The sequence below is a fragment of the Pseudomonas sp. RIT-PI-r genome, from assembly GCF_001297015.1.
Lineage (GTDB): Bacteria > Pseudomonadota > Gammaproteobacteria > Pseudomonadales > Pseudomonadaceae > Aquipseudomonas.
In genome coordinates this window covers 137,687-163,547 of the sequence record NZ_LIGE01000013.1, presented here as the reverse complement: position 1 = coordinate 163,547, position 25,861 = coordinate 137,687, and the positions used below count along the sequence as shown (strand labels likewise).

The window sequence follows — 25,861 nt, the reverse complement described above, 5'->3', positions numbered from 1 at the left end:
TCGCCAAGGTCCGACCTGACCACTATCAAAGAGGGTGCATTCAATGTCCCAAGAATTCGATTACATCATCATCGGTGCCGGCTCGGCCGGTAACACCCTGGCGACCCGTCTGACTGAAGACGCCGGCGTCACCGTTCTGCTGCTCGAAGCAGGCGGCCCGGATTACCGTCTCGACTTCCGCACGCAAATGCCGGCCGCTCTGGCGTTCCCGCTGCAAGGTCGTCGCTACAACTGGGCTTACGAAACCGACGCCGAGCCACACATGGACGGTCGCCGGATGGAATGCGGTCGCGGCAAAGGCCTCGGCGGTTCCTCGCTGATCAACGGCATGTGCTACATCCGTGGTAACGCGATGGACTACGACGGCTGGGCGAAACTGCCAGGCCTGGAAAACTGGTCGTACCTCGACTGCCTGCCGTACTTCCGCAAAGCCGAAACCCGCGACATCGGCCCGAACGATTACCACGGTGGCGAAGGCCCGGTCAGCGTGACCACGCCGAAGGCTGGCAACAACCCGCTGTTCCACGCCATGGTTGAAGCTGGCGTGCAGGCCGGTTACCCGCGCACCGAAGACTTGAACGGTTATCAACAGGAAGGCTTCGGCCCGATGGACCGCACCGTGACGCCGAACGGCCGTCGTGCATCCACCGCCCGTGGCTACCTCGACGTCGCCAAGAAGCGTTCGACCCTGACCATCGTCACCCACGCCCTGACCGACAAGATTCTGTTCGAAGGCAAGCGTGCCGTTGGCGTGCGTTACCTGGTCGGCGACGCTGAAGAGCGCGTTGAAGCCAAAGCGCGCAAAGAAGTCCTGCTGTGCTCCGGCGCCATCGCTTCGCCGCAGATTCTGCAGCGCTCCGGTGTCGGCCCTGCCGAACTGCTGAAGTCCCTCGACATCCCGGTGGTTCACGATCTGCCGGGCGTCGGTGAAAACCTGCAGGATCACCTTGAGCTGTACCTGCAATACGCGTGCACCCAACCGGTGTCGCTGTACCCGTCGCTGCTCTGGTACAACCAGCCAGCCATCGGTGCCGAGTGGCTGTTCAACGGCACCGGTATCGGCGCCAGCAACCAGTTCGAAGCCGGCGGTTTCATCCGTTCGCGTCCGGAATTCGAATGGCCGAACATTCAGTACCACTTCCTGCCGGTGGCGATTAACTACAACGGCAGCAACGGTGTGAAAGAGCACGGTTTCCAGGCGCACATGGGTTCCATGCGCTCGCCAAGCCGTGGTCGCATCCAGGCCAAGTCGAAAGACCCGCGCCAGCACCCGAGCATCCTGTTCAACTACATGGCCACCGAGCAGGACTGGCAAGAATTCCGCGACGGCATCCGCCTGACCCGTGAAATCATGCAGCAGCCTGCGCTGGACGCTTTCCGTGGCCGCGAAATCAGCCCGGGCATCGAAGTGCAAACCGATGAGCAGCTGGACAAGTTCATCCGTGAGCACGCCGAAACCGCGTTCCACCCGTCCTGCTCGTGCAAGATGGGCACCGACGAAATGGCTGTGGTCGATGGCGAAGGTCGCGTGCACGGCATGCAGAGCCTGCGTGTGGTCGATGCCTCGATCATGCCGATCATCACCACCGGTAACCTGAACGCGCCGACGATCATGATCGCCGAGAAAATCGCCGACAAGATCCGTGGTCGTCAGCCGCTGCCGCGCAGCACCGCGCCGTACTACGTTGCGGGCGATGCGCCGGTGAAGGGCAAGCCGATGCGTGATATCACGCCTGCTGCTCAGTAATTCAGTTACACCGTATCAAGGCTGATCGCGAGCAGGCTCACTCCTACAAGGATCTGTAGGAGTGAGCCTGCTCGCGATGAGGCCCTAGCATTCAGCACAAATTCCCTCGCTGCACAGTAAATCCCCCTACACCCCCTCTTCACTTGATCCTACCCCCACGCAGGCCTACTCTAGACCTCGCGCAACCGTTTCACCCCCTTCCTCGCCGTAGCTCTACCGCTTCCCCCTGACAAGGAGGTTCCCGAATGTTCGATTTCCACCCCCAGCTCAAGCAGCGCTTCGCTGCCTTGCGCACGGGCGCTGAGTTCTTTTCCCTGCGGTATGTACGCGAGTCCGGGCAGTACCTGTCGGTGCGCAAGAACGTCGCCGAACCGCCGAGCCTGAGCCGTGACGAAGGGGCGATGCTCACCGTTCGCGTCAACGGCGTTGAGGCCTACGCGGCCACCAACGACCTGTCGCAACAAGGTCTGCAAGCCGCCCTCGAACGCGCTGAGATTCAGGCCCGCCGCCTGAAGCCGCACGCCTTGCTCGACCTGCGCGATCAGCCGGTGTCCAGCGATCGCGCTGATTACCTTTCGCCCAATCTCGAACAACCCTTTCCGTCCCTGAGCGAATGCTTCGAGCTGCTCGGCGCGGAATCCGCCTCGGTGCCAAAGGATGAGCGCCTGGTGAATTGGCAAGTGAGCATTGGCATTACCCAGGTCGAACAGATCTACCTGAGCAGCGCGGGGGCCGAATTGCGCCAGGCCCAGCGCTTCGTTTACCCAAGCCTCGACGTCACCGCCTACGACGGCAACGACAGCCAGACCCGTAGCCTCGGCCGCGAGAACTTCGGCCAACAGGGCGGCGCTGACGTGATCAGCCGTTGTGGCCTGATCGGCGCCGGCCCGCAAGTTGCTGATCAAGCGTTGCAACTGCTGCTCGCACCGAACACCCCGCAAGGCCCGCGCGACCTGCTGTTGATGCCGGATCAGATGATGCTGCAGATCCACGAATCCATCGGCCATCCGTTGGAACTCGACCGCATCCTCGGCGACGAGCGCAATTACGCCGGCACCAGTTTCGTCAAAGCGAGCGACTTCGGCAGCCTGCAATACGGCTCCAAACTGCTCAACGTGACGTTCGACCCGGGCATCCCCGAAGAACTCGCCAGCTATGGCCACGATGACGACGGCAGCAAAGCGAGCAAACAATTCCTGATCCGCGATGGCCTGTTGCTGCGTCCGCTGGGCGGTGCGCTGTCGCAATATCGTGCCGGGATGGAAGGCGTCGCCAACAGCCGCGCCTGCGGCTGGAACCGCGCGCCGATCGACCGCATGGCCAACCTCAATATCGAACCGGGCGATCAGCCGCTGAACAAACTGATCGAAGGCATCGAGCACGGCATCCTGATGAGCACCAACCGTTCGTGGTCGATCGACGATGCGCGCAACAAATTCCAGTTCGGCTGTGAATGGGGCCAGTTGATCGAAAACGGCGAACTGAAAGGCGTGGTAAAAAACCCGAACTACCGGGCGATTTCCGCGCACTTCTGGAAAAGCCTGCGCGCCGTCGGCGACGCCAACACCGTCAAGGTGCTGGGCACGCCGAACTGCGGCAAGGGCGAACCGAACCAGGTGATCCGCGTCGGCCACGCTTCGCCGGCCTGCGTATTCAGCAACGTTGATGTGTTTGGGGGAGACGCCTGATGAGCATTTCGAAGAGTCAGTCCGACGCCTTCAAGGTCATGGTCAATTGGCTGCGCGACAGCGTGCGCGAGCCGGAACAGTTCACCCTCAGCTATGCCGCCGAGTCTTCGGCGTTCGTGCGTTTCAACCACGCCAAGGTACGCCAGGCCGGGCAAGTGCAGCAGGCCAACATCGTGCTGAAGCTGATCAACGACGGGCGTCACGCCGACCTGCAGGTCACCCTGTCCGGGGATCAGGAAGGCGATCTGCAACGCCTCGCCGAAGGCCTGCAGCAACTGCGCGAAACCCTGCCGCTGCTGCCACAGGATCCGTATCTGCTACTCAACCACAACGGCTGGCAAAGCCAGAACGTGCAGGAGCATCCGCTGCCGGACACTGAGCAGGTTGTCGATGAAATCTGCGCCGCCGCTGAAGGTCTGGATCTGGTCGGCTTTTATGCTGCGGGCCCGATCAGCCGTGGTTTCGCCAGCTCTTCGGGGGCGTTTGGCTGGCATCAGGCCAACAGCTTCAACTTCGATTTCAGCCTGTTCCACGACAACGGTGAAGCGGTTAAGGCCAGCTACGCCGGGCATGACTGGAGCAGCGAGGGTTTTGCCAAGCGCTTTGCTCAGGCACGTGAGCAACTGGAGTTTCTCGGCCGCCCGCTGCGTACGTTGGCACCGGGGCAATACCGCGCGTACCTGGCACCGGCGGCGCTGGAAGAAATCATGGGCATGTTGAGCTGGGGCGGTTTCTCGGCGCAGTCGATCGCCAGCAAGAGCAGCCCGTTGCAGAAGCTGTATGTCGGCGATCAGGCGTTCAGTCCGCTGCTGTCGCTGGACGAGAAAGTCAGCGAATCGCTGAGCCCGGCGTTTTCCGGCGAAGGTTATCCGCGCAGTGATTTGCGTTTGATCGTCGAAGGCAAGGCTGGCGATCAACTGGTCGGCTCGCGCAGTGCCGCCGAATATGGTTTGACCGCCAACGGCGCCAGCGGCGGTGAATCGCCGAGTGCGTTGAACATGGCGGCCGGTGATCTGTCCCAAGCGGAGATCCTCAAGCAGTTGGGCACCGGGTTGTACATCAGCAACCTGTGGTACCTGAACTTCTCGGACCAACCGGCGGCGCGCATGACCGGCATGACCCGCTTCGCGACCTTCTGGGTCGAGAACGGCGAGATCCAGGCACCGGTCAGCACCATGCGCTTTGACGACAGCGCTTACAGCCTGCTCGGTTCGCAGCTGGAAGCGTTGACCGCCGAGCGCGAGTTGCTGCTGTCGGCGAGTACGTATAGCCAGCGCAATACCTCGTCGGCGTTGCTGCCGGGGGCACTGGTCAGCCGACTCACGCTGACGCTTTAAAAGCATCGCGAGCAGGCTCACTCCTACATAGGATTTGTGATCGACACAGAATAAATGTAGGAGTGAGCCTGCTCGCGATGAGGCCTTCACTGACTCCACAACAAGAGGTTCCATGCCCACCCGCCCGCCTCTCGACGCCATCACCGCCCGCTGGTTGCCGTGGGTCGTCGCTATCGCTTTCTTCATGCAGTCCCTCGACGGGACCATCCTCAACACCGCGCTGCCAGCCATGGCTCGCGATCTCGCCGAAGACCCGCTGCGCATGCAGGGCGTGATCATCGCCTACATGCTCACCGTGGCCTTGCTGATTCCCGCCTCGGGCTGGATCGCCGACCGCTTCGGCACCAAGAAAATCTTCTTCGGCGCGATTCTGCTGTTCAGTTTCGGTTCACTGCTCTGCGCGCTGTCGAGCAGCCTGAGCATGCTGATCGGCGCTCGTGTCATTCAGGGCCTGGGTGGTGCGCTAATGCTGCCGGTCGGGCGACTGGTGGTGCTGCGTGCTTATCCGCGCTCCGAGCTGGTGCGGATCATGGGCTTCATCACCATCCCCGGTCTGCTCGGCCCGCTGATCGGCCCGACCATGGGCGGCTGGATGGTCGAATACCTGACGTGGCACTGGATCTTCCTGATCAACCTGCCGGTCGGCGTCATCGGTTGCTACGCGGTGTGGAAATTCATTCCCGACCTGCGCGGCACTGAGCGTACGCGCTTCGATAGTTTGGGTTTCCTGTTGTTCGGCGCGGCGATGATCCTGATCACCATCGCCATGGAAGGCCTCGGCGAATTGCACTTGCCGCACCTGCGCGTGATGTTGCTGCTGTTCGGCGGCATGGCCTGTCTGGCGGCGTACTGGTTGCGCGCCGGGCACATTGAGAACCCGCTGTTCGCGCCCTCGCTGTTCAAGACCCGCACGTTTGCCGTTGGCATTCTGGGCAACTTGTTCGCGCGCTTGGGCAGCGGTGCACTGCCGTTTCTGGTGCCGTTGCTGCTGCAGGTAGCGCTGGGTTATTCCCCGTCGCAAGCGGGGATGAGCATGCTGCCGCTGGCGGCGGCGGCGATGATCGCCAAGTGGGTGGCACGGCCGCTGATCGAGCGTCTGGGCTATCGCATCGTCCTCACCGGCAACACCTTGGCACTGGGGATCATGCTGGCGAGCATGGGTCTGGTCAGTGAGCAGACGCCGTACTGGCTGCTGCTGTGCCTGCTGGCAGTGCTGGGCGCGATCAACTCGCTGCAGTTCACGGCGATGAACACCGTGACCCTGATCGACCTCGATGACGCGAGCGCCAGCAGTGGCAACAGTTTGCTCTCGGTGGTGGCGCAGTTGTCGTTGAGTCTGGGCGTGGCGTGCGCCGGTGCGTTGCTCGGCGGGTTTACAGCAGAGGTCGGTAACGATGGCGTGGAAACCGTGCTCGGCGCGTTCCAGCTGACTTTTGTCACCGTCGGCATCATGGCGATGCTCGCCGCGACGATCTTCTCGCAGCTATCGAAAGAAGACGGCCGCCGCGCCAAACGCCCGCAAGAACACATCGAACATTAACCACTGTTCGTCCAGAACTTTCGAAGAAAGTGGCACGGGGCTGCTACACTGCGCGACATTTTGTTTTGCAGGCCAGTCCCGTGACCACCATCGCCACCGCTTTTAATACTCTGCCGCTGTCCGCCGCCATGCTGGCTAACCTCGAATCCCTCGGTTATGCCCAGATGACGCCGATCCAGGCGCAGAGCTTGCCGGTGATCCTCAAGGGGATGGACCTGATCGCCCAGGCCAAGACCGGCAGCGGCAAGACCGCCGCCTTCGGCATCGGCCTGCTCAACCCGATCAACCCGCGCTACTTCGGTTGCCAGGCACTGGTGATCTGCCCGACGCGTGAGCTGGCCGACCAGGTCGCCAAGGAAATCCGACGTCTGGCCCGTGCCGAAGACAACATCAAGGTCCTGACCCTGTGCGGCGGCGTGTCCTTCGGCCCGCAGATCGCTTCGCTGGAACATGGCGCGCACATCATCGTCGGCACCCCGGGCCGCATCCAGCAGCACTTGCGCAAGGGTTCGCTGGTCCTTGATGGCCTGAACACGCTGATCCTCGACGAAGCCGACCGCATGCTCGACATGGGTTTCTACGACGCCATCGAAGACATCATCATCAAGACCCCCGAGCGTCGTCAGACCCTGCTGTTCTCCGCGACTTACCCGGTTGGCATCAAGCAACTGGCGTCGAAGTTCATGCGTGATCCGCAAACAGTGAAAGCCGAAGCGTTCCACGATGACACGCAGATCGAGCAGCGTTTCTACGAGATTTCCCCGGAAGATCGCATGGGCGTGGTGACGAAAGTCCTGCACCACTTCCGTCCGGCCTCCTGCGTGGCGTTCTGCTTCACCAAGCAGCAAGTGCAGGAAACCGTTGATCACCTGACCGCCAAGGGCATTTCCGCAGTCGGCCTGCACGGCGATCTGGAACAGCGTGATCGCGACCAGGTGCTGGCGATGTTCGCCAACCGCAGTACCTCGGTACTGGTTGCCACCGACGTGGCTGCCCGTGGTCTGGACATCGATGCGCTGGACATGGTGATCAACGTCGAACTGGCCCGCGATTCGGAAATCCACATTCACCGCGTCGGCCGTACCGGTCGTGCTGGCGAGAAAGGCATCGCGATCAGCCTGGTTGCTCCGGGCGAAGCGCATCGTGCGCAAGCCATCGAGCAACTGCAGAAGTCGCCGCTGAACTGGGATCAGGTCGATAACCTCAAGTCCCAGGGCCTCGCGCCGCTGCAGCCGCCGATGACCACCCTGTGCATCGGTGCCGGCCGTAAAGACAAGGTGCGTCCGGGCGACATTCTCGGTGCACTGACTGGCGATGCCGGCATTCCGGGTGCGCAGGTGGGCAAGATCGCGATCTTCGACTTCCAGGCTTATGTGGCCGTTGACCGCACCGTGGCCATGCAGGCCTTGCAGCGCTTGAACGACGGCAAGATCAAGGGCCGTTCGCTGCGCGTCCGCATTCTGTAAACGATCTTCCATTTAACGAAGATCCCTTGTGGGAGCGAGCCTGCTCGCGAAGGCAAACTGTCAGTCGACATCAATGTTGAATGACACACCGCTTTCGCGAGCAGGCTCGCTCCCACAGTTTGTTTTGTAGCGACCCACCATGAGGACACCGTTTTGCGCTCTACCGAAGTCGTGATCATTGGCGCTGGCGCCGCTGGGTTGATGTGTGCACTGACCGCCGCCGGGCGTGGGCGTCAGGTATTGCTGCTCGACCACGCGAACAAGGCCGGCAAGAAAATCCTGATGTCGGGCGGTGGCCGCTGCAATTTCACCAACATGTACACCGAGCCGAGCAATTTCCTCTCGCAGAACCCGCATTTCTGCAAATCCGCACTGGCGCGTTACACCCAGTGGGATTTCATCGGCATGGTCGGCAAGCACGCCGTGCCGTACCACGAGAAGAAACTCGGCCAGTTGTTCTGCGATAACAAATCCAGCGACATTCTTGAAATGCTCCTGACCGAGTGCGATCAGGCCGGCGTCGAGCTGCACCTGGATACCTCGATCCAGACCATCGAGAAAGTCGAGAACGGTTACCTGCTCGACACCACCCTCGGCCAGATCCAGTGCCAGTCGCTGGTGATTGCCACCGGTGGCCTGTCGATCCCGACGCTCGGAGCGACCGGTTTTGGTTATCAAGTCGCCAAGCAGTTCGGCCATGAATTGCTGCCGACCCGCGCCGGTCTGGTGCCGTTCACCATCACCGATCAGCTCAAAGAACTCTGCACCGAGCTGTCCGGGACGTCGGTGGATTGTCTGGTCAGCTGCAACGATCAGAGCTTTCGCGAGAACATCCTGTTCACTCACCGCGGCCTTAGCGGCCCGGCGATCTTGCAGATCTCGTCGTTCTGGGAATCCGGTGACACGGTGGAAATCAACCTGCTGCCGGATCACGACGCGGCGAGCTGGTTGCAACAGCAAGTGGCCGAACGCCCGAACAGCGAATTGAAAACCCTGCTGGGTGAGATCTTCACCAAGAAGATGGCCAATCTGCTGGCGGACAACTGGTTTGTGTCCAAGCCGATGAAGCAGTACACCCATGCCGAATTGGCGGAGATTGCCGACAAGCTCGGCAGCTGGAAAGTCGTGCCGGCGGGGACTGAAGGTTATCGCACAGCCGAGGTAACACTCGGTGGCGTTGATACCCGCGAAGTGTCCTCCAAGACCATGGAATCGCTGAAAAGCCCGGGCCTGTATTTCATTGGCGAAGTCCTCGACGTCACTGGCCACCTGGGCGGCTTCAACTTCCAGTGGGCCTGGGCCTCCGGCTACGCGGCCGCGCAATACGCTTAATTCAAAGCTAAATACAAAAACCTGTGGGAGCTGGCTTGCCAGCGATGAGGCCGGCAGATCCAACATCATTGTTGACTGTCATGCAGCCATCGCTGGCAAGCCAGCTCCCACAGGGTTCCGTGCCCAATTCAAGATTTAGTTCTACACAAGATCTCAAAGGAACACTTTTTGCTGTCAGATGTGATCGGCGCCATTGCGTCGGCGTCATTACTGGCTCAATTTAGCGGCATCGCCTCGGAAGGCCTTCGCACTTCATGTCCTCGACCTCGTTTCGTCAGTCTTTGCGGCGCCTGTGGGCGCTGGATAAATTCAGCTACAGCGTGCGGGTGTTCATCGCCCTGACCGGCAGCATGGCGCTGTGTTGGTATCAGGATGAAATGGGCCTGCTGATCCCGTTGTTCCTGGGGATTATCGCCAGCGCCCTGGCCGAAACCGACGACAGTTGGCAGGGCCGCCTCAACGCCCTCGCCGTGACGCTGGTGTGCTTCAGCATCGCTGCACTGTCGGTGGAATTGCTCTTCCCCTACCCCATCGTGTTTGCCATTGCCCTGGCGCTGGCCAGTTTCGGCCTGACCATGCTCGGCGCTCTCGGCGAGCGTTATGGCGCGATTGCTTCGGCGACGTTGATTCTGTCGGTGTACACGATGATCGGCGTTGATCAGCGCGGCGGCGCGGTCACCGATTTCTGGCACGAACCGATGCTGCTGGTCGCCGGTGCGGCGTGGTACGGCTTGCTCTCGGTGCTGTGGCAGGCGCTGTTTTCCAATCAGCCGGTGCAGCAAAGTCTGGCGCGATTATTCCGTGAGCTGGGCTTTTACCTGAAGCTGAAATCCTCGCTGTTCGAGCCGATCCGGCAGATGGACGTCGAAGCCCGGCGCCTGGAACTGGCTCAGCAAAACGGTCGCGTGGTGGCGGCGCTGAACAGTGCCAAGGAAATCATTCTGCACCGTGTTGGCAACGGCCGCCCCGGCTCGAAAGTCAGCCGTTACCTGAAGCTGTACTTCCTCGCTCAGGACATCCACGAACGCGCCAGTTCTTCGCACTATCCGTACAACGCGCTGGCCGACGCGTTCTTTCACAGTGACGTGCTGTTCCGCTGCCAGCGCCTGTTGCGCCAGCAAGGCAAGGCCTGCCGGGCGCTGGCCGAGTCGATCCAGATGCGCCAGCCGTTCATTTACGACGCGAGTTTCGCCGAAGCCCTGAGCGACCTCGATGCCTCCCTCGAACATCTGCGCATCCAGAGCAACCCGGCCTGGCGCGGGCTGCTGCGTTCGCTGCGTGCACTGGCGGCCAACCTCGGCACCCTCGACCGTTTGCTCAGCGACGCCAGCAACCCCGACGCCTTGGCCGATGCGACCGACAGCAGCCTGCTCGACCGCTCACCGCGCAACCTCAAGGACGTCTGGATTCGTCTGCGCACGCAACTGACGCCGACCTCACTGCTGTTCCGTCACGCCTTACGTCTGCCGCTGGCGCTGAGTATCGGCTACGGCATGGTGCACTTGATTCACCCATCGCAGGGTTACTGGATCATCCTCACCACCCTGTTCGTCTGCCAGCCAAACTACGGCGCGACACGACGCAAACTCGGTCAGCGGATTTTCGGTACTGCCATCGGCCTGACCGTGGCGTGGGCGCTGTTCGATCTGTTCCCGAGCCCGTTGGTGCAGTCGTGTTTCGCCATCGCCGCCGGCGTGGTGTTCTTTACCAACCGCACCACCCGTTACACCTTGGCGACGGCGGCGATCACCATCATGGTGCTGTTCTGCTTCAACCAGGTCGGCGACGGTTACGGACTGTTCCTGCCACGGTTGTTCGATACTTTGCTCGGCAGCCTGATTGCCGGGCTGACAGTGTTCCTGTTCCTGCCGGACTGGCAGGGCCGGCGCCTGAACAAAGTGCTGGCCAACACCCTGACCTGCAACAGCATCTACCTGCGCCAGATCATGCAGCAATACGCCGCCGGCAAGAGCGACGACCTCGCCTATCGCTTGGCCCGGCGCAATGCGCACAACGCTGATGCGGCGCTGTCGACGACACTGGCAAACATGCTGATGGAGCCGGGGCATTTCCGTAAGGAAGCGGATGTTGGATTCCGCTTTCTGGTGTTGTCGCACACGCTGTTGAGTTATCTGTCAGGGCTGGGTGCGCATCGCGAGACCCAATTGCCGGCTGAGGTGCGGGAGCAGTTGATTGACGGCGCCGGGGTGAAACTGGCAACGAGCATTGATGAAATCGCTCAGGGACTGGCGAGCAAAGAGCCGGTGGCGATTCAGAGTGATGAAGAAGAAGCGCTGGCCAATGAGCTGGAGCAGATGCCCGATGAGATTGATGAAGGGCAGCGGTTGGTGCAGACGCAATTGGCGTTGATCTGCCGGCAGTTGGGGCCATTGCGCACGTTGGCGGCGCATCTGATCAAGGACACCTCAGAAATCAGCGGCGGTTGACAGGGCGTCATCGCGAGCAGGCTCACTCCTACAGGGGAACGCATTCCAAATTGTAGGAGTGAGCCTGCTCGCGATAGCGACATCTGCCACACAGAAGATTCTGGATCACCCCTCACATCCCATGCTGGCGAAGCAACTTGTCATAACTCCCATCCGCCTTCATCGCCGCAATCGCCTTATCAAACCCCGCAACAATCTGCTCATGCTGAGGATTCTTCAGACTGACCAATATATGCAGGCTGTTCTCACTCAACGGCTTGGACAAAAACTCCACTGAATTGCGCACCTTAGCGGATTCCCGCGCCAGGTAATACTTCGCAACGTACTCATCCTCCAGCGTCAACTTGACCCGATCCGCCGCGAGCATGCGCACAGCCATAGCAAAGTTATGCACAGGGACTTTCTGCAGCGCGGTATCGGCATCGAATGGCGCCGAATAGGCATAACCGCGCACCACAGCAATCGGATAGGTGTGCAGTTGTTGCAAGCTGGAGTAATCGAGCGGAGTGTCTTTGCGCTTGAGAAAGCGGATGCGGTTGAGCAGGTATTCCCCGGAAAACTGGCCGAGCTTGGTCCGTTCATCGTTGTACCAAGCGTTGACCAACACATCGTAGCGACCCTCGCCAACGCCAAGCAGCGCCCGCGCCCAAGGCACCTGCTCATAAGCGCTGGCATAACCGGCCCGGGCCAGCGCGGTGCTGACAATGTCGGTGGCCAGTCCGCCGTTGACCAGGGTGTCGTCGGTAAAGGGTGGCCAGATATCAAACACCAGCCGCAGCTTATCCGCTGCGGCGGTCTGAGCCAGCAAGAGCAATCCGATCAAAGCAAAGGCTCGATGCAATCGCGGCATGCTTGAAAATCCTTAGCGGGCGGGCTGCCCAGCGTGTTTTCAGTCAAAACCCCAAGGCCCCTTACCGGCGAAACCCAGGCACTAACATTAGCTCAAGGAAGCCAAGGCACTGCGCTCACCAGCAGATTACACAAAGAAGTCATCCGTGCGAGAAAGGAATGATGGCATTTTGACCTTTGTCACAGACTCTTACGCCATAAAGACATCTTTGCCGTAGACGCTTAGTATCGGGCGACACGTTCAAGGAATCGGCACATGACAATCGAATGGGTCTGCAAACATCACAGTGATCTGGGCAAGGAGCAGCTGTACGCGCTGTTGAAACTGCGCTCGGACGTGTTCGTCGTCGAACAGAAATGCGCCTATCCGGACCTCGACGGTCAGGATCTGGAAGGCGATACCTATCACCTGATGGGTTGGGAAGATGATCAGTTGATGGCCTACCTGCGCCTGCTGGATCCGCAATCCCAGGGTGGCGACGTGGTGATCGGCCGGGTGCTGACTGCACCTGCGGGTCGCGGCAAAGGGCTGGGGCACGAAATGATGGAGCAGGCGTTGAAACAGGCGGAGAAGCATTGGCCACAGGTGCCGATCTATCTGTCGGCGCAGGCGCATTTGCAGGGGTATTACGGAAGGTACGGGTTTGTTGTGGCGGGTGAGGAGTATCTGGAGGATGACATTCCGCACATCGGCATGCGTCGCGCCTGAAAAGCCCTCACCCTAGCCCTCCCGAAACGTCGGACCGCCCATAGGGAGAGGGGACTGACCTTATCGTCTTGCGGCAGACATCGACCGGAAAAACCGCGTCGATTATGGATTCACAGCAATTCGCTCACGTCGGCGTATCTCTCCAATATCCCCCAATCAGTCCCCTCTCCCTATGGGCGGTCCGACGTTTCGGGAGGGTTAGGGTGAGGGGTTCTTACGGATACTCAAGCACTGCCTTGATTTGCCGCAAATTACGCTCGATCCACCCGCGATCAATCGCCCCCCACTCGCGAATCCGATAGCGCCCGGCATGATTACGTGCGCCCTCTTCCTGCTCGAATTCACAGACGATGTCCAGATCGGCCAACGCGGCAATCGTGTCCTGCGCCGTGCGCCGGGGCATGCCGGTGACGTCAGTCAGCGTCGGCACACTCGGCGCCAGACCGCTGTCGATCAGGTACGCCACATACAAGCGGCGGTAGAAACTGCTTTTGGTCTTGCTGACGTCCATCCCCACCTTCCTGGTTGCGTACGGTTAAGCCTGCATATCCCGCCACGTCAGGTACACCCGCAGATCGAACTCGATCTGGTGATACCCCGGCAGCATGTGCTCGCACAATTTATAAAACGCCTTGTTGTGATCCGACTCTTTGAAGTGCGCCAGTTCATGCACGACGATCATTTTCAGAAAGTCCGGCGCAGCCTCCTTGAACAACGAAGCGATACGAATCTCTTTCTTGGCCTTGAGCTTGCCGCCCTGCACTCGCGACACCGTAGTGTGCAGGCCCAAAGCGCGATGGGTCAGGTCGAGGCGGTTGTCGAACAGCACCTTGTCGATGGCCGGCGCGTTACGCAGGTATTCCTGCTTCAGGTCCAGCGCGTAGCTGTACAGCGCCTTGTCGCTCTGCACATCGTGCCGCCCCGGATAACGCTGAGTCAGGTAATCGCCCAGGCGCCCTTCAGCGATCAGTTGGCGCACCTGGTCCTGCAATTGCGCGGGATAGGCCTGGAGGTACTTCAACACTGTCATGGACTGGCGACACGGTTCAAAAAAGGTGCGCCAGTGTAGCGAATTCAACCGGGCAGCGCGCTCCAGTCAAACGGTTCGGCGAAGCTGGCTGCATCCTCGGCGACCAATGGCCGCGCCACGAGGAAGCCCTGCACGTACTCGCAGCCGTGGGCTTGCAGCCATTGGTATTGCTCGATGGTTTCCACCCCTTCGGCAATCACCAGCAAACCGTATTCCTTGCACAGACTGATGACCGTGCTGACCAGTGAGGCGTCGCGTTTCGAGTCCGGCAATCGCGCAATGAGATGGCGATCAATTTTCAGCGTATCGAGCTCCAGATCGCGCAGATGTGCCAGCGAACACGGCCCGGAACCGAAGTCATCCAGCGCCACGCGCACCCCGAGATTACGCAGCAGACGCAACTGTTTGCGCGTTTCATCGGGATTTTGCATCAGCGCTTCTTCGGTGACTTCGACCTCCAGCTGACGAGGCTGCAGCGCGTGTCGTTCCATGACCTGGCGCAACTCGCTGACCAGATTCGGCAGGCTGAACTGGGTGTTGCTCAAGCTCACGCCGAGCACCAGGTCCTCGGCAAACAAGGTTTCCCAGGCTTTGCGCTGGCCGGCGCCGCGATGATAGATCCAGCTACCGAGCCGACTGATCAACCGCGCTTCTTCCAGCAACGGCAGGAACAGGCCCGGTGGAACATCGCCGACACTCGGATGCTGCCAGCGCAACAACGCTTCAAACCCGCGTATCTGCCCCGTGTCGATCGCCACCTGTGGCTGATACACCAAGTTGAAATCGCGGTTTTCGATGGCCGTGCGCACGCTTTCTTCGAGCATCAGGCGCGAACGGGCGCGACCATTCATTTCATGATCGTAGAAGCGATATTGCTGACGCCCGGCGCGCTTGGCTTCGTACATGGCAATGTCCGACGCACGCAGCAAACCGTCGAGGTTCGAACCGCAATCCGGATACGTGGCAATGCCGATGCTCGCGCCCAGGGCGATATCCAGCCCTTCGATTTGCTGACAGATCGACACGCGTTCGATGAGTTTCTCGGCGATCTTCGCTGCCTGCTCCGGGAACTCCAGATCCAGCAACGCGGTGAACTCATCACCGCCCATGCGCGCGAGTATGTCGAACGGCCGCAGACACGCCTTCAATTGCTCGGAAACCCAACGCAACACACGGTCGCCGGCATCATGACCAAGGGAATCGTTAACCCGTTTGAAGCCGTCGAGATCCAGATACAACAGCACCCAACTGCTGTCACTGCGTTCACCGCGCAGCAGCAGGTTTTCCACGGTCTGGTAGAAGCCGCGGCGGTTGAGCAAACCGGTCAGTGGATCGGTCACGGCTTGAAACTCAAGCTGTTGGTGCAGGTGACGCACTACCGACATGTCGAGAACCGTGACCACCATCGCATGTTGTTCTGTGGGTAGCGCCGCGCAGGACAAGGCCACTGGCACCTGCTGGCCGGGCGCGGTGCGCAATAATGCGTCGTGCAGTCTTAACGTTTCGCCACGTTTGTAGCTGGCGTAAAAATCGGAATCGGCCCACAACGGAACATGCGGTTTCTGCAGGTAATCGAGAAACTCCTTACCCTCCAGCTCCTTTACCGGCGCATTGAGCAGACGCGAAATTGCCGGATTGGCAAAGCGGATCAGGCCGTCCTCACCGACCACCAGAATCCCCTCGGCGGCGTTATCCAATACCGAGGCATTGAAGGCTCGAGCGACTTCCAGATCATGACTCAAACGCTGCAAGGCCCGGCGGTTACGCTGGTGCTCCAGCAATGCCTGCACTTTCGGTTTGAGAATCTGCGGATCAAACGGTTTGAACAGGTAATCCACCGCCCCACTGGCATAGCCCTTGATCACGGCATCCTGGGACTGCTCGTTGGCGGTGAGGAAAATGATAGGGGTCAGACGTGTGCGCTGGCTGCCGCGCATCAATCGCGCGACTTCGAAGCCGTCCATGCCGGGCATCTGCACATCCAGCAGCACCAGGTCGACGTCGTGCTCCAGCAACAGGCTGAGCGCCTCGAAACCGGAGGCAGCGGTGATGACCTGCCAATCCTGACGCTGCAGCAACGCGCGCATGCTGATCAGATTTTCAGGGTAATCATCAACGATCAAAAGGACAGAGTTGCCTTCACCTGGCTGGGATTGCGCGCATTCCATGCTGCTTCTCTTGTCGGGACTTCAGGCCGGTTCCGGTCAAAACCGTACACATACTGAGCGTTCACTCTAGTCCGGGATCGGCGAAAGCAATAGCTGTCATCAGGCCATCATTTAACCAAAGTCTGGTTTAGCCGACTAACGGTCATCTCTGCAGCCCCCTGAAACCGGGAAAGATGGCATTTCGACAGGATGTTGACGTCAATCATCTGCCAAACGGGCGTTAACAAAAAATCCCTCAACGCTTATAAAGGCCGCCCCAAAACGTGCGAGCTAGAGCTTCTGGCACGTACGTGCAGTGAAACTTGAGTGGAAGAACCGACATGATCGATCTCGCAACCTGGAACCTCAGCGTTCCCGTTGGCAGCCCGCCATACACCGTCGAAACCTCCAAACTGGTGAACGGCTTCAAGGATCAGTACTTCCATTCCGACACAGGCACCTTGTTCTTCTGGTCACCGGTTACCGGGTCAAAAACCGAAAACGCCATCTACCCGCGCACCGAACTGCGGGAGACCTATAGCAACGGCACGCTGCGCAACTGGTATTACCCGGATGCCGATAACCTGCTGCGCGCGACGGTTACAGTCAACAAAGTGCCCAGTTCCGGCAAAATCGTCATCGGCCAGATTCACGCTTATGAAAGCCAGAAACCGATGGTCAAACTCGAATATCAATACAAGACCAAAACCGAGACCGGCAACCTGGTGATCAAAGTCCGCATGCACCCGGATGATGACGAAAGCCGCGTCATCACCCTGGCGACCGGGATCAAACTGGATCGCGAATTCAACTACCTTATTCACCTGAGTCCTGGCGGTGCGTTGGGTGTCAGTGCGGCGGGTTATCAGTGGGATTCACAGATCAGCGCGACGTGGCGTAACAAGCCGTTGTACTTCAAGGCCGGGGTTTATGTGCAGGACAATACGGGGTACACCAGCGAAGGTGGCCAGGTCACCTTCTCCAAACTCGACATCGATCACGATAAATAACTTCGCCGAGCCCCCCCTGTGGGAGTTGGCTTGCCAACGATGACGGCCTCAAAGTCACCTAATTTCCTAAGGTTCACATCCGATCCAACTGTAGGAGTGAGCCTGCTCGCGATGACGGACCAACATCCAGCATCAGTGCTGACTGATCCACCGCAATCGCGAGCAGGCTCACTCCTACAGGGGGTCAGCTGGGTATTACAGACTGCGTCACTTCCACATTATCCAGCACCCGATTTACCGCCAGCTCAGCCAGCATGATGATCTGCTGAATCGCCAGAATCGTACGCCGCTGCGGGATATCGACATACGCCGCAATATCGCTGGTCATGATGCTCGCCGAAGCCAGTGATTCGCAGGCGTGGGCCAACAGGCTTTCGTTATCCATGTCAGGAGCAACCTGAAACATCGTGCTGGGCTTGTGGAACTTCAGGGCAGTGACGTTCGGTTCAAGGTAGTGATCGAGCGCACGCTCGGCGGCGTCGTGGAGCTTTCTTGAATCGAGGGACTCGTACGGGGATGTGCAATCGCCTTCAGGCGGATTGGGTGTTGGTTTGATCATCGTGAAACTCCAAGTGATGCATTAAGCTGCCACTGATCGCTGCGACGCGACGGAGGGAGGCAGCTGTACGCGGGGTCGCAGACCGGATCACTTGGAAATCCGGCATACCCGAGGGTATTCCGCGCACAGCCACCATCGACCAAACACAAACACCGAGGCGTTGCGGTTTGGGGTGGCGATTATGCACCAAGTGAGCTGTACGGACTGCGACGTCCGATCGCTGAATTCAGCGATCCCCAGTGCCTATCTACCCCCCTCCCGCCGGACACCCGACGCGACCGGTCGGAATAATCCCCCCGAACGCCAATATCGGTAGGACACGCACTTTGCCTACAACCCGCCCACAAAAACCCCGCCTCTCGGCGGGTTTCTTGAATCAGCGGTCCAACACTCAGGTTTAGTTAACCTTGGCGTTCAACTCACCCTTCAGATAACGCTGGTACATCGCTTCCAGCGAGATCGGTTTGATCTTCGATGCATTACCGGCAGTACCGAACGCTTCATAACGAGCGATACACACGTCACGCATTGCAGTAACAGTCGCGCCGAAGAATTTACGTGGGTCGAACTCGCTCGGGTTGGTGGCCATCAGGCGACGCATGGCGCCGGTGGATGCCAGACGCAGGTCGGTGTCGATGTTGACCTTGCGCACGCCGTGCTTGATGCCTTCGACGATTTCTTCAACCGGTACGCCGTAAGTTTCTTTGATGTCGCCGCCGTACTGGTTAATGATCGCCAGCCACTCTTGTGGCACCGAGGACGAACCGTGCATCACCAAGTGGGTGTTCGGGATGCGCTTGTGGATTTCCTTGATGCGGTCGATTGCCAGCACGTCACCGGTAGGTGGCTTGGTGAACTTGTAGGCGCCGTGGCTGGTGCCGATGGCGATGGCCAAGGCATCGACCTGGGTGCGTTTGACGAAGTCAGCGGCTTCTTCCGGGTCGGTCAGCATTTGGCTGTGATCCAGAACGCCTTCGGCGCCGATGCCGTCTTCTTCACCGGCCATGCCGGTTTCCAGCGAACCCAGGCAGCCCAGCTCGCCTTCTACCGAAACGCCGCAGGCGTGCGCCATGGCCACGGTTTGCTGGGTAACGCGGACGTTGTAGTCGTAGTCGGTCGGGGTCTTGCCGTCTTCGCCCAGCGAGCCGTCCATCATCACCGAGCTGAAGCCCAGTTGGATCGAGCGCTGGCAGACATCAGGGCTGGTGCCGTGGTCCTGGTGCATGCACACCGGGATGTGCGGGAATTCTTCGATCGCGGCCAGGATCAGGTGACGCAGGAAAGGCGCGCCGGCGTATTTGCGAGCGCCGGCCGAAGCCTGGACGATCACCGGGGAGTCAGTCTTGTCAGCGGCTTCCATGATGGCGCGCATCTGCTCAAGGTTGTTGACGTTGAAGGCTGGAACGCCGTAGCCGAATTCGGCTGCGTGGTCCAACATCTGGCGCATGCTGATAAGTGCCATTGTGTGTGTCTCTCCCGGTTGAGGGTCGTTAATCGTGCCAGCCTGCCGGAGCGGCGGCGGCTATTCAAGTGATTGCAGATCGGGGGTTGAGGCCCGGTCTGGTGATTCGATAAAGCCAATTCTTCAGAACTGCGCAGAACCCCTGTAGGAGTGAGCCTGCTCGCGATAGCCATCTTGCAGTCAATATTGCAGCGACTGTCATACCGCTATCGCGAGCAGGCTCACTCCTACAATGGGCCTGCGGTGTTGCAATTATTCAGCCTTGCAGCCGCGGCCGATCAGGTCATTGGTGGCGACCCAGTACACCAGGCCTTCCTCACCTTTGACGTGAAACGCCAGCATGCCGTCGCTGTACAGCGTGCCCGAGGCGCCCGGCTCTTCTTTCAGGCGATAGACCTGATCACCGCCGCCGAGGCGAACGTCGACTTCCTTCTGGCCGGCGTCGGCGTAACGCCAGAGCACTTTGGCCTGGCTGTCGCAGGTCCAGGTCGTCCAGCTATCCGCCGGGGCGGACGACTGAAACAGGTTCAACTGCGCGCAACCGCCCAACAATGCCAACGCCGCAATGGCGATCAAGCCTTTCATCCGTGTTCCTCGACTGACGGCACACGCCGCCAGCCTTGAGTTAAAGAGTCAGACCCGTCAAGGACAACCATGTTCCTTGGCCGGGGTTTGCGTCTCGTATTTCTCCAGGCCGTCCGGGCCCGAGCGCTTGTTCAGCACCGGGTTGGTTTCGGCCTGCCAGTCGGCCTGATAACAGCCCTTCTGCGACTCGCTCGGCGCCGGCGTGGCCTCGGCCTTCGGGTTACTCCCGCAGGCCGCCAGCGTACCGGTCAGCAACAACAGCGCTAACGACTTGACCATGTGAACACTCCTTTGCCTGGCCAAACGGGCGGCCTCAGGCCTTGGCCCGGCTTTCCAGGACTTCAACGGCTGGCAGCACTTTGCCCTCGACGAATTCGAGGAACGCGCCACCACCGGTGGAAATGTAGGAGATTTGCTCAGCCACGCCATATTTATCGATAGCGGCCAGGGTGTCGCCACCGCCAGCGATGGAGAACGCCGAGCTTTCCGCGATGGCCTGGGCCAGCACTTTGGTGCCGTTACCGAACTGGTCGAATTCGAACACGCCGACCGGGCCGTTCCACAGGATGGTTTTCGACGATTTCAGCAGTTCGGCGAAGTTGGCTGCGGTTTGCGGGCCGATGTCCAGAATCATGTCGTCAGCCGCGACGTCAGCGATCAGCTTGACGGTAGCTTCGGCGGTTTCAGCGAATTCCTTGGCAACCACGACGTCAACCGGCAGCGGCACGCTGACTTTGGCAGCGATGGCGCGTGCGGTGTCGAGCAGGTCCGGTTCGTACAGCGACTTGCCAACCGGGTGACCGGCCGCAGCGAGGAAGGTGTTAGCGATGCCGCCGCCGACGATCAGTTGATCGCAGATCTGGCTCAGGCTGTTCAGCACGTCGAGTTTGGTCGACACCTTGGAGCCGGCAACGATGGCCGCCATTGGCTGAGCCGGTGCGCCGAGGGCTTTGCCCAGTGCGTCCAGTTCAGCGGCCAGCAGCGGGCCAGCCGCAGCAACTTTGGCGAACTTGGCCACGCCGTGAGTCGAACCCTCGGCGCGGTGAGCGGTGCCGAACGCGTCCATCACGAACACGTCGCACAGGGCGGCATATTGCTGGGCCAGTTCGTCAGCGTTCTTTTTCTCGCCTTTGTTGAAGCGCACGTTTTCGAACAGCACGATGTCGCCGGCCTTGACGTCAACGCCACCGAGGTAATCAGCCACCAGCGGCACTTCACGGCCCAGCGCTTTGCTCAGGTAGTCAGCGACAGGCTTGAGGCTGTTCTCGGCGGAGAACTCGCCTTCGGTCGGACGGCCAAGGTGCGAGCAGACCATCACGGCCGCGCCTTTTTCCAGGGCCAGCTTGATGGTCGGCAGCGAAGCCAGGATACGCGCATCGCTGGTGACAACACCGTCCTTGACTGGGACGTTGAGGTCTTCGCGGATCAATACGCGCTTACCTTGCAGATCGAGGTCGGACATCTTCAACACGGTCATGGGTCGCACTTCCTACGGTTTTTTTGAAGTTGCTGTTTGCAGATAGTGTTCTGCAACGTCCAGCATTCGGTTGGCAAAACCCCATTCGTTGTCGAACCAGGCCAGGATGTTCACCAGCTTGGGGCCGGAAACACGGGTCTGACTGGCATCGACGATGGCCGAGTGTGGGTCATGGTTGAAATCACAACTGGCGTGCGGCAACTCGGTATAGGCGAGCAGGCCTTTGAGCGGGCCACTGGTGGCGGCCTCGCGCAGGATCCGGTTGACCTCATTGGCATCGGTCGCGGTGGCGGTCTGCATCGTGATGTCGAGGCAGGACACGTTGACCGTCGGCACGCGTACGGCTTTGGCCTGAATTCGCCCGGCAAGTTCCGGCAGCAGGCGCTCGATACCACGCGCCAGACCGGTGGACACCGGGATCACCGACTGGAACGCCGAACGCGTGCGGCGCAGGTCTTCGTGGTGATAGGCGTCGATCACTGGCTGATCGTTCATTGCCGAGTGAATGGTGGTGATCGACACGTAATCGAGGCCAATGGCCTTGTCGAGCAGACGCAACAGCGGCACACCGCAGTTGGTGGTGCAGGAGGCATTGGACACCAGCAGCTCGTCGCCAGTCAGGCAATCCTGATTGACGCCGTAAACGATGGTGGCGTCGACATCCGCCTCGCTGGCCATCGGCTGCGAGAACAGCACGCGTGGCGCACCAGCGTCGAGAAAGCGCTGGCCGTCTTCACGGGTGTTGTAGGCACCGGAACACTCAAGCACCAGATCGACGCCCAGCGACGCCCAATCGATGCCTTCGGGGGTGGCACTGCGCAGAACCTTCACGCAGTCACCATTAATATGCAGACAATCGCCTTCTACTCGCACCTCGCCCGGGAAGCGGCCGTGGGTGGAGTCGAAGCGTGTCAGGTATTCGATGCTGGCCATGTCCGCCAGATCGTTGATCGCGACAATTTCAAACCCGGCTTTCTCGCCTCGCTCAAACAACGCACGCAAGACGCAACGACCAATCCGGCCGTAGCCGTTGAGTGCAACTTTGAAGGGACGCGGTTGAGGCATGGGGTTCTCGATTACCGTGGTGAATCAGGCAGTGCGATGTTGCCTGAACCAACACTTTCGCGAGCAGGCTCGCTCCCACATTGGAATGCATTTCCCTGTGGGAGCGAGCCTGCTCGCGAAGGCGTCAGCTCAGACGACATCTTTTCTGGATCAGTCTTCCAGCAGCTCTTCAGCCTGACCGAGGATGTTTTCCAGGGTGAAGCCGAACTCTTCGAACAGTGCCGAAGCCGGAGCCGATTCGCCGTAGGTGGTCATGCCGATCACGCGACCTTCCAGACCCACGTACTTGAACCAGAAGTCGGCGTGAGCCGCTTCGATCGCGATACGCGCGCCAACCTGCAACGGCAGCACGTCCTGCTTGTAGCCAGCATCCTGAGCATCGAACACGCTGGTGCAAGGCATGGAAACCACACGCACTTTACGACCCTGCTCGGTCAGTTTGTCGTACGCCTGAACCGCCAGGCCCACTTCCGAACCGGTCGATATCAGGATCAGCTCAGGTTCGCCTGCGCAGTCCTTCAGCACGTAACCGCCACGGCTGATGTCGGCAATCTGGCCGGCATCGCGTTCCTGGTGTTGCAGGTTCTGACGCGAGAAGATCAGCGCCGATGGGCCGTCCTTGCGCTCCAGAGCGTTTTTCCAGGCCACAGCCGATTCAACGGCATCGGCTGGACGCCAGGTGTCGAGATTCGGTGTGGTACGCAGGCTGGTCAATTGCTCGATCGGCTGGTGCGTCGGGCCGTCTTCGCCCAGACCGATGGAGTCGTGGGTGTAGACGTGGATCACTTGCTTCTTCATCAACGCGGACATGCGCACGGCGTTGCGGGCGTATTCCATGAACATCAGGAAGGTCGCGCCGTAAGGTACCAGGCCGCCGTGCAGGGTCACGCCGTTCATGATCGCGGTCATGCCGAATTCGCGCACGCCGTAGTACATGTAGTTGCCGCTGGCATCTTCAGCGCTGACGCCTTTGCAACCTTTCCACAGGGTCAGGTTGGAACCGGCCAGGTCAGCGGAGCCGCCGAGCAGTTCCGGCAGCAGCGGGCCGAACGCGTTCAGGGTGTTCTGGCTGGCTTTACGGCTGGCGATGGTTTCGCCTTTGGCCGCGACTTCAGCGATGTAAGCCGAAGCTTTTTCGGAGAAGTCAGCCGGCAACTCACCGCTCAGGCGACGCACCAGTTCGTTGGCTTCGGTCGGGAACGCAGCGGAGTAGGCAGCGAAACGCTGGTCCCACTCGGCTTCGGCCGCGCGACCTTTTTCCTTGGCATCCCATTCGGCATAGATGTCGGCCGGGATTTCGAACGGGCCGTGGTTCCAGTTCAGCGCCTGACGGGTCAGCGCGATTTCCGCGTCACCCAGTGGAGCGCCGTGGCAGTCTTCTTTGCCCTGCTTGTTCGGCGAGCCGAAACCGATGGTGGTCTTGCAGCAGATCAGCGTCGGTTGTGCGCTCTTGCGCGCGGTCTCGATGGCGGTCTTGATCTCTTCCGGATCGTGGCCGTCGACGTTGCGAATCACTTGCCAGTTGTAGGCTTCGAAACGCTTCGGGGTGTCATCGGTGAACCAGCCTTCGACTTCGCCGTCGATGGAGATGCCGTTGTCATCGTAGAACGCGATCAGCTTGCCCAGACCCAAAGTACCGGCCAGGGAAGCGACTTCGTGGGAAATGCCTTCCATCATGCAGCCATCACCCAGGAACACATAGGTGTGGTGATCGACGATGTCGTGGCCAGGACGGTTGAACTGCGCGCCCAGGACTTTTTCCGCCAGGGCGAAGCCCACAGCGTTGGCCAGACCCTGACCCAGCGGGCCGGTGGTGGTTTCAACGCCCGGGGTGTAACCGAATTCCGGGTGACCCGGGGTACGGCTGTGCAGTTGACGGAACTGCTTGAGGTCGTCGATCGACAGGTCGTAACCGGTCAGGTGCAGCAGCGAGTAGATCAACATCGAGCCGTGGCCGTTGGACAGCACGAAGCGGTCACGGTCAGCGAACGATGGATTGCTCGGGTTGTGCTTGAGGTAGTCGCGCCAAAGCACTTCGGCAATATCTGCCATACCCATTGGGGCACCGGGATGGCCGCTGTTGGCTTTTTGCACGGCATCCATGCTGAGGGCACGAATGGCGTTGGCACGCTCACGACGGCTAGGCATCGCTGATCTCCTGGGTGTGAATAGATTGAAACGGAAAAAAGGAGGGCATTTTCCCTCACCGGAGCGCCTCGGGGCAATGACAGATAGTCATCCGGGGGCGTTTTTCCCATGGTTAGCGGCGGTTTCGGTTGGTGAAACCTTTCCGCTACTTGTTTCTAGAGTTAACCGTCTCGTGAGAAGTGCCATTTATCGAGCAATATCAAAACTTTTTGATATTGCCCTTGCGATGGATTCCCCCCCTCTCTAGACTGCCAGCCCTATGAACTTACGCGTGCCTTCCATTCGCCATGACGATTGCGACGAGCTGGCGGCCCTGTGCAAGGCCGGCGGCGATCCGCTGCGGCTGAATGTATTGCGCGCCCTGGCCAACGATTCGTTTGGTGTATTGGAGCTGGCGCAGATTTTCGGCATCGGTCAGTCAGGTATGAGTCATCACCTTAAAGTGTTGGCGCAGGCCGATCTGGTAGCGACCCGCCGTGAAGGCAACGCGATTTTCTATCGCCGCGCCCTGCCCCACACCGAACTGTTGGGCGGCAAGTTGCACGCAGCATTGTTAGAAGAAGTCGACAACCTGGTACTGCCGAACGATGTGCAAGCACGCATCGAACAGGTCCACGCTCAACGGGCCGCCGCCAGCCAGGACTTTTTCGCCCGGGTCGCGGAGAAATTCCGTGCCCAGCAAGACTTGATCGCAGGCCTGCCGCAGTACCGTGACAGCGTGCTGGCCCTGCTCGACAAACTGAACTTCGATGGTGCAGCCACGGCCATTGAAGTCGGCCCCGGCGATGGTGCTTTTTTGCCGGAACTGGCGCGACGCTTCGACACCGTCACCGCGCTGGACAACAGCCCGGCGATGCTCGAACTGGCGCGTCAGGTATGTGAACGTGAACAGCTGGCTAACGTCAGCCTGCAATTGGCCGATGCATTGAACGGCACAAGCCTTCAGGCCGATTGCGTGGTGTTGAACATGGTGTTGCACCATTTCGCCGCGCCGGCCGATGCGCTCAAGCACATGGCCGACCTGCTGCAACCGGGCGGTAGTCTGCTCGTGACAGAGTTATGTAGCCACAACCAGAGTTGGGCCAGGGAGGCCTGCGGTGATCTCTGGTTGGGGTTTGAACAGGACGATTTGGCCCGTTGGGCCACCGCTGCGGGACTCGTTCCCGGGGAAAGCCTCTATGTAGGCTTACGTAATGGTTTCCAGATCCAGGTCCGCCACTTTCAGCGACCGGCTGGCGACACTCACCATCGGTAAATTCAGGA

21 protein-coding genes are annotated in these 25,861 nt (G+C 60.0%); 10 read left to right on the top strand and 11 right to left on the bottom strand.

The annotated features are described in order from the left end of the window. The first annotated feature begins 43 nt into the window (after positions 1 to 43). The 7 genes from betA to yccS all read left to right on the top strand — a co-directional run bounded on the left by betA (position 44) and on the right by yccS (position 11,557). A complete protein-coding gene (gene betA / locus AK821_RS03475; protein WP_064388133.1) occupies positions 44 to 1,747 on the top strand; it encodes a choline dehydrogenase in 1,704 nt (567 codons plus the stop codon). A gap of 245 nt (positions 1,748 to 1,992) precedes the next feature. Continuing rightward, positions 1,993 to 3,435, top strand: a complete 1,443-nt coding sequence (locus AK821_RS03470) for a TldD/PmbA family protein (protein WP_064388132.1) — start codon at positions 1,993 to 1,995, stop codon at positions 3,433 to 3,435. After that, positions 3,435 to 4,772, top strand: a complete 1,338-nt coding sequence (locus AK821_RS03465) for a TldD/PmbA family protein (protein ID WP_064388131.1) — start codon at positions 3,435 to 3,437, stop codon at positions 4,770 to 4,772. The genes AK821_RS03470 and AK821_RS03465 overlap by 1 nt, the downstream gene beginning before the upstream one ends. Before the next feature lie 112 nt (positions 4,773 to 4,884). Beyond that, positions 4,885 to 6,312, top strand: a complete 1,428-nt coding sequence (mdtD, locus tag AK821_RS03460) for a multidrug transporter subunit MdtD (RefSeq protein ID WP_064388130.1) — start codon at positions 4,885 to 4,887, stop codon at positions 6,310 to 6,312. Between the two features lie 80 nt (positions 6,313 to 6,392). Then, positions 6,393 to 7,778: an ATP-dependent RNA helicase DbpA gene (gene dbpA, locus AK821_RS03455; protein WP_064388129.1), complete on the top strand. Its 1,386-nt coding sequence runs from the start codon at positions 6,393 to 6,395 to the stop codon at positions 7,776 to 7,778. 153 nt (positions 7,779 to 7,931) lie between these two features. Next, the gene (locus AK821_RS03450; protein ID WP_064388128.1) at positions 7,932 to 9,110 is read left to right on the top strand and encodes an NAD(P)/FAD-dependent oxidoreductase; all 1,179 of its coding nucleotides are present in this window, start codon (positions 7,932 to 7,934) and stop codon (positions 9,108 to 9,110) included. 254 nt (positions 9,111 to 9,364) lie between these two features. Further along, a complete protein-coding gene (yccS, locus tag AK821_RS03445; RefSeq protein WP_064388127.1) occupies positions 9,365 to 11,557 on the top strand; it encodes a YccS family putative transporter in 2,193 nt (730 codons plus the stop codon). A gap of 112 nt (positions 11,558 to 11,669) precedes the next feature. Here the strand turns inward: yccS and AK821_RS03440 are convergent, their stop codons facing one another. Then, entirely contained in the window at positions 11,670 to 12,407 is a 738-nt protein-coding gene (locus AK821_RS03440) for a substrate-binding periplasmic protein (RefSeq protein ID WP_064388126.1), read from the bottom strand. 255 nt (positions 12,408 to 12,662) lie between these two features. Between AK821_RS03440 and AK821_RS03435 the strand changes: the two genes are divergently transcribed. Continuing rightward, positions 12,663 to 13,115, top strand: a complete 453-nt coding sequence (locus AK821_RS03435) for a GNAT family N-acetyltransferase (protein WP_064388125.1) — start codon at positions 12,663 to 12,665, stop codon at positions 13,113 to 13,115. 214 nt (positions 13,116 to 13,329) lie between these two features. Here the strand turns inward: AK821_RS03435 and AK821_RS03430 are convergent, their stop codons facing one another. Genes AK821_RS03430 through AK821_RS03420 form a run of 3 tightly spaced genes read right to left on the bottom strand, consistent with a single transcriptional unit; the run spans position 13,330 to position 16,313 of the window. After that, positions 13,330 to 13,626, bottom strand: a complete 297-nt coding sequence (locus tag AK821_RS03430; protein ID WP_008081019.1) for a winged helix-turn-helix domain-containing protein — start codon at positions 13,624 to 13,626, stop codon at positions 13,330 to 13,332. 24 nt (positions 13,627 to 13,650) lie between these two features. Further along, entirely contained in the window at positions 13,651 to 14,145 is a 495-nt protein-coding gene (locus AK821_RS03425; protein WP_064388231.1) for a M48 metallopeptidase family protein, read from the bottom strand. Between the two features lie 44 nt (positions 14,146 to 14,189). Next, positions 14,190 to 16,313, bottom strand: a complete 2,124-nt coding sequence (locus AK821_RS03420; protein WP_064388124.1) for a putative bifunctional diguanylate cyclase/phosphodiesterase — start codon at positions 16,311 to 16,313, stop codon at positions 14,190 to 14,192. A 320-nt stretch (positions 16,314 to 16,633) separates the two neighbouring features. Here AK821_RS03420 and AK821_RS03415 point away from each other — a divergent pair, with 320 nt between their 5' ends. After that, positions 16,634 to 17,302, top strand: a complete 669-nt coding sequence (locus AK821_RS03415) for a polysaccharide lyase family 7 protein (protein WP_064388123.1) — start codon at positions 16,634 to 16,636, stop codon at positions 17,300 to 17,302. Between the two features lie 184 nt (positions 17,303 to 17,486). Here the strand turns inward: AK821_RS03415 and AK821_RS03410 are convergent, their stop codons facing one another. From AK821_RS03410 to tkt, 7 genes are all read right to left on the bottom strand, one after another. After that, complete coding sequence (locus tag AK821_RS03410; protein WP_064388122.1) at positions 17,487 to 17,861, bottom strand: DUF6124 family protein; 375 nt, start codon at positions 17,859 to 17,861, stop codon at positions 17,487 to 17,489. A 397-nt stretch (positions 17,862 to 18,258) separates the two neighbouring features. Then, positions 18,259 to 19,323 carry a class II fructose-bisphosphate aldolase gene (gene fba / locus AK821_RS03405; RefSeq protein WP_008081027.1) on the bottom strand — a complete coding sequence of 355 codons (1,065 nt, stop codon included), beginning with the start codon at positions 19,321 to 19,323 and terminating at the stop codon, positions 18,259 to 18,261. Positions 19,324 to 19,575: 252 nt separating this feature from the next. Further along, positions 19,576 to 19,908: an MliC family protein gene (locus AK821_RS03400; RefSeq protein ID WP_064388121.1), complete on the bottom strand. Its 333-nt coding sequence runs from the start codon at positions 19,906 to 19,908 to the stop codon at positions 19,576 to 19,578. Between the two features lie 57 nt (positions 19,909 to 19,965). After that, entirely contained in the window at positions 19,966 to 20,187 is a 222-nt protein-coding gene (locus AK821_RS03395; RefSeq protein ID WP_064119176.1) for a hypothetical protein, read from the bottom strand. Between the two features lie 34 nt (positions 20,188 to 20,221). Continuing rightward, entirely contained in the window at positions 20,222 to 21,385 is a 1,164-nt protein-coding gene (locus AK821_RS03390) for a phosphoglycerate kinase (protein ID WP_007913753.1), read from the bottom strand. 12 nt (positions 21,386 to 21,397) lie between these two features. Beyond that, the gene (gene epd, locus AK821_RS03385) at positions 21,398 to 22,450 is read right to left on the bottom strand and encodes an erythrose-4-phosphate dehydrogenase (RefSeq protein WP_064388120.1); all 1,053 of its coding nucleotides are present in this window, start codon (positions 22,448 to 22,450) and stop codon (positions 21,398 to 21,400) included. A 150-nt stretch (positions 22,451 to 22,600) separates the two neighbouring features. Then, entirely contained in the window at positions 22,601 to 24,598 is a 1,998-nt protein-coding gene (gene tkt / locus AK821_RS03380; RefSeq protein WP_064388119.1) for a transketolase, read from the bottom strand. A gap of 259 nt (positions 24,599 to 24,857) precedes the next feature. On the opposite strand from tkt, the gene AK821_RS03375 reads away from it, so the two are divergent. After that, positions 24,858 to 25,853 (top strand): ArsR/SmtB family transcription factor, encoded by a 996-nt coding sequence (locus AK821_RS03375; protein WP_064388118.1) that lies wholly within the window; start codon positions 24,858 to 24,860, stop codon positions 25,851 to 25,853. Positions 25,854 to 25,861 lie beyond the last annotated feature (8 nt).

Bases quoted from the DNA above. Each gene is read 5' to 3' on its own strand.
- betA (WP_064388133.1), top strand. From the start codon at position 44: ATGTCCCAAGAATTCGATTACATCATCATCGGTGCCGGCTCGGCCGGT.
- AK821_RS03470 (WP_064388132.1), top strand. From the start codon at position 1,993: ATGTTCGATTTCCACCCCCAGCTCAAGCAGCGCTTCGCTGCCTTGCGC.
- AK821_RS03465 (WP_064388131.1), top strand. From the start codon at position 3,435: ATGAGCATTTCGAAGAGTCAGTCCGACGCCTTCAAGGTCATGGTCAAT.
- mdtD (WP_064388130.1), top strand. From the start codon at position 4,885: ATGCCCACCCGCCCGCCTCTCGACGCCATCACCGCCCGCTGGTTGCCG.
- yccS (WP_064388127.1), top strand. From the start codon at position 9,365: ATGTCCTCGACCTCGTTTCGTCAGTCTTTGCGGCGCCTGTGGGCGCTG.
- AK821_RS03440 (WP_064388126.1), bottom strand. From the start codon at position 12,407: ATGCCGCGATTGCATCGAGCCTTTGCTTTGATCGGATTGCTCTTGCTG.
- AK821_RS03435 (WP_064388125.1), top strand. From the start codon at position 12,663: ATGACAATCGAATGGGTCTGCAAACATCACAGTGATCTGGGCAAGGAG.
- AK821_RS03430 (WP_008081019.1), bottom strand. From the start codon at position 13,626: ATGGACGTCAGCAAGACCAAAAGCAGTTTCTACCGCCGCTTGTATGTG.
- AK821_RS03425 (WP_064388231.1), bottom strand. From the start codon at position 14,145: ATGACAGTGTTGAAGTACCTCCAGGCCTATCCCGCGCAATTGCAGGAC.
- AK821_RS03420 (WP_064388124.1), bottom strand. From the start codon at position 16,313: ATGGAATGCGCGCAATCCCAGCCAGGTGAAGGCAACTCTGTCCTTTTG.
- AK821_RS03415 (WP_064388123.1), top strand. From the start codon at position 16,634: ATGATCGATCTCGCAACCTGGAACCTCAGCGTTCCCGTTGGCAGCCCG.
- AK821_RS03410 (WP_064388122.1), bottom strand. From the start codon at position 17,861: ATGATCAAACCAACACCCAATCCGCCTGAAGGCGATTGCACATCCCCG.
- fba (WP_008081027.1), bottom strand. From the start codon at position 19,323: ATGGCACTTATCAGCATGCGCCAGATGTTGGACCACGCAGCCGAATTC.
- AK821_RS03400 (WP_064388121.1), bottom strand. From the start codon at position 19,908: ATGAAAGGCTTGATCGCCATTGCGGCGTTGGCATTGTTGGGCGGTTGC.
- AK821_RS03395 (WP_064119176.1), bottom strand. From the start codon at position 20,187: ATGGTCAAGTCGTTAGCGCTGTTGTTGCTGACCGGTACGCTGGCGGCC.
- AK821_RS03390 (WP_007913753.1), bottom strand. From the start codon at position 21,385: ATGACCGTGTTGAAGATGTCCGACCTCGATCTGCAAGGTAAGCGCGTA.
- epd (WP_064388120.1), bottom strand. From the start codon at position 22,450: ATGCCTCAACCGCGTCCCTTCAAAGTTGCACTCAACGGCTACGGCCGG.
- tkt (WP_064388119.1), bottom strand. From the start codon at position 24,598: ATGCCTAGCCGTCGTGAGCGTGCCAACGCCATTCGTGCCCTCAGCATG.
- AK821_RS03375 (WP_064388118.1), top strand. From the start codon at position 24,858: ATGAACTTACGCGTGCCTTCCATTCGCCATGACGATTGCGACGAGCTG.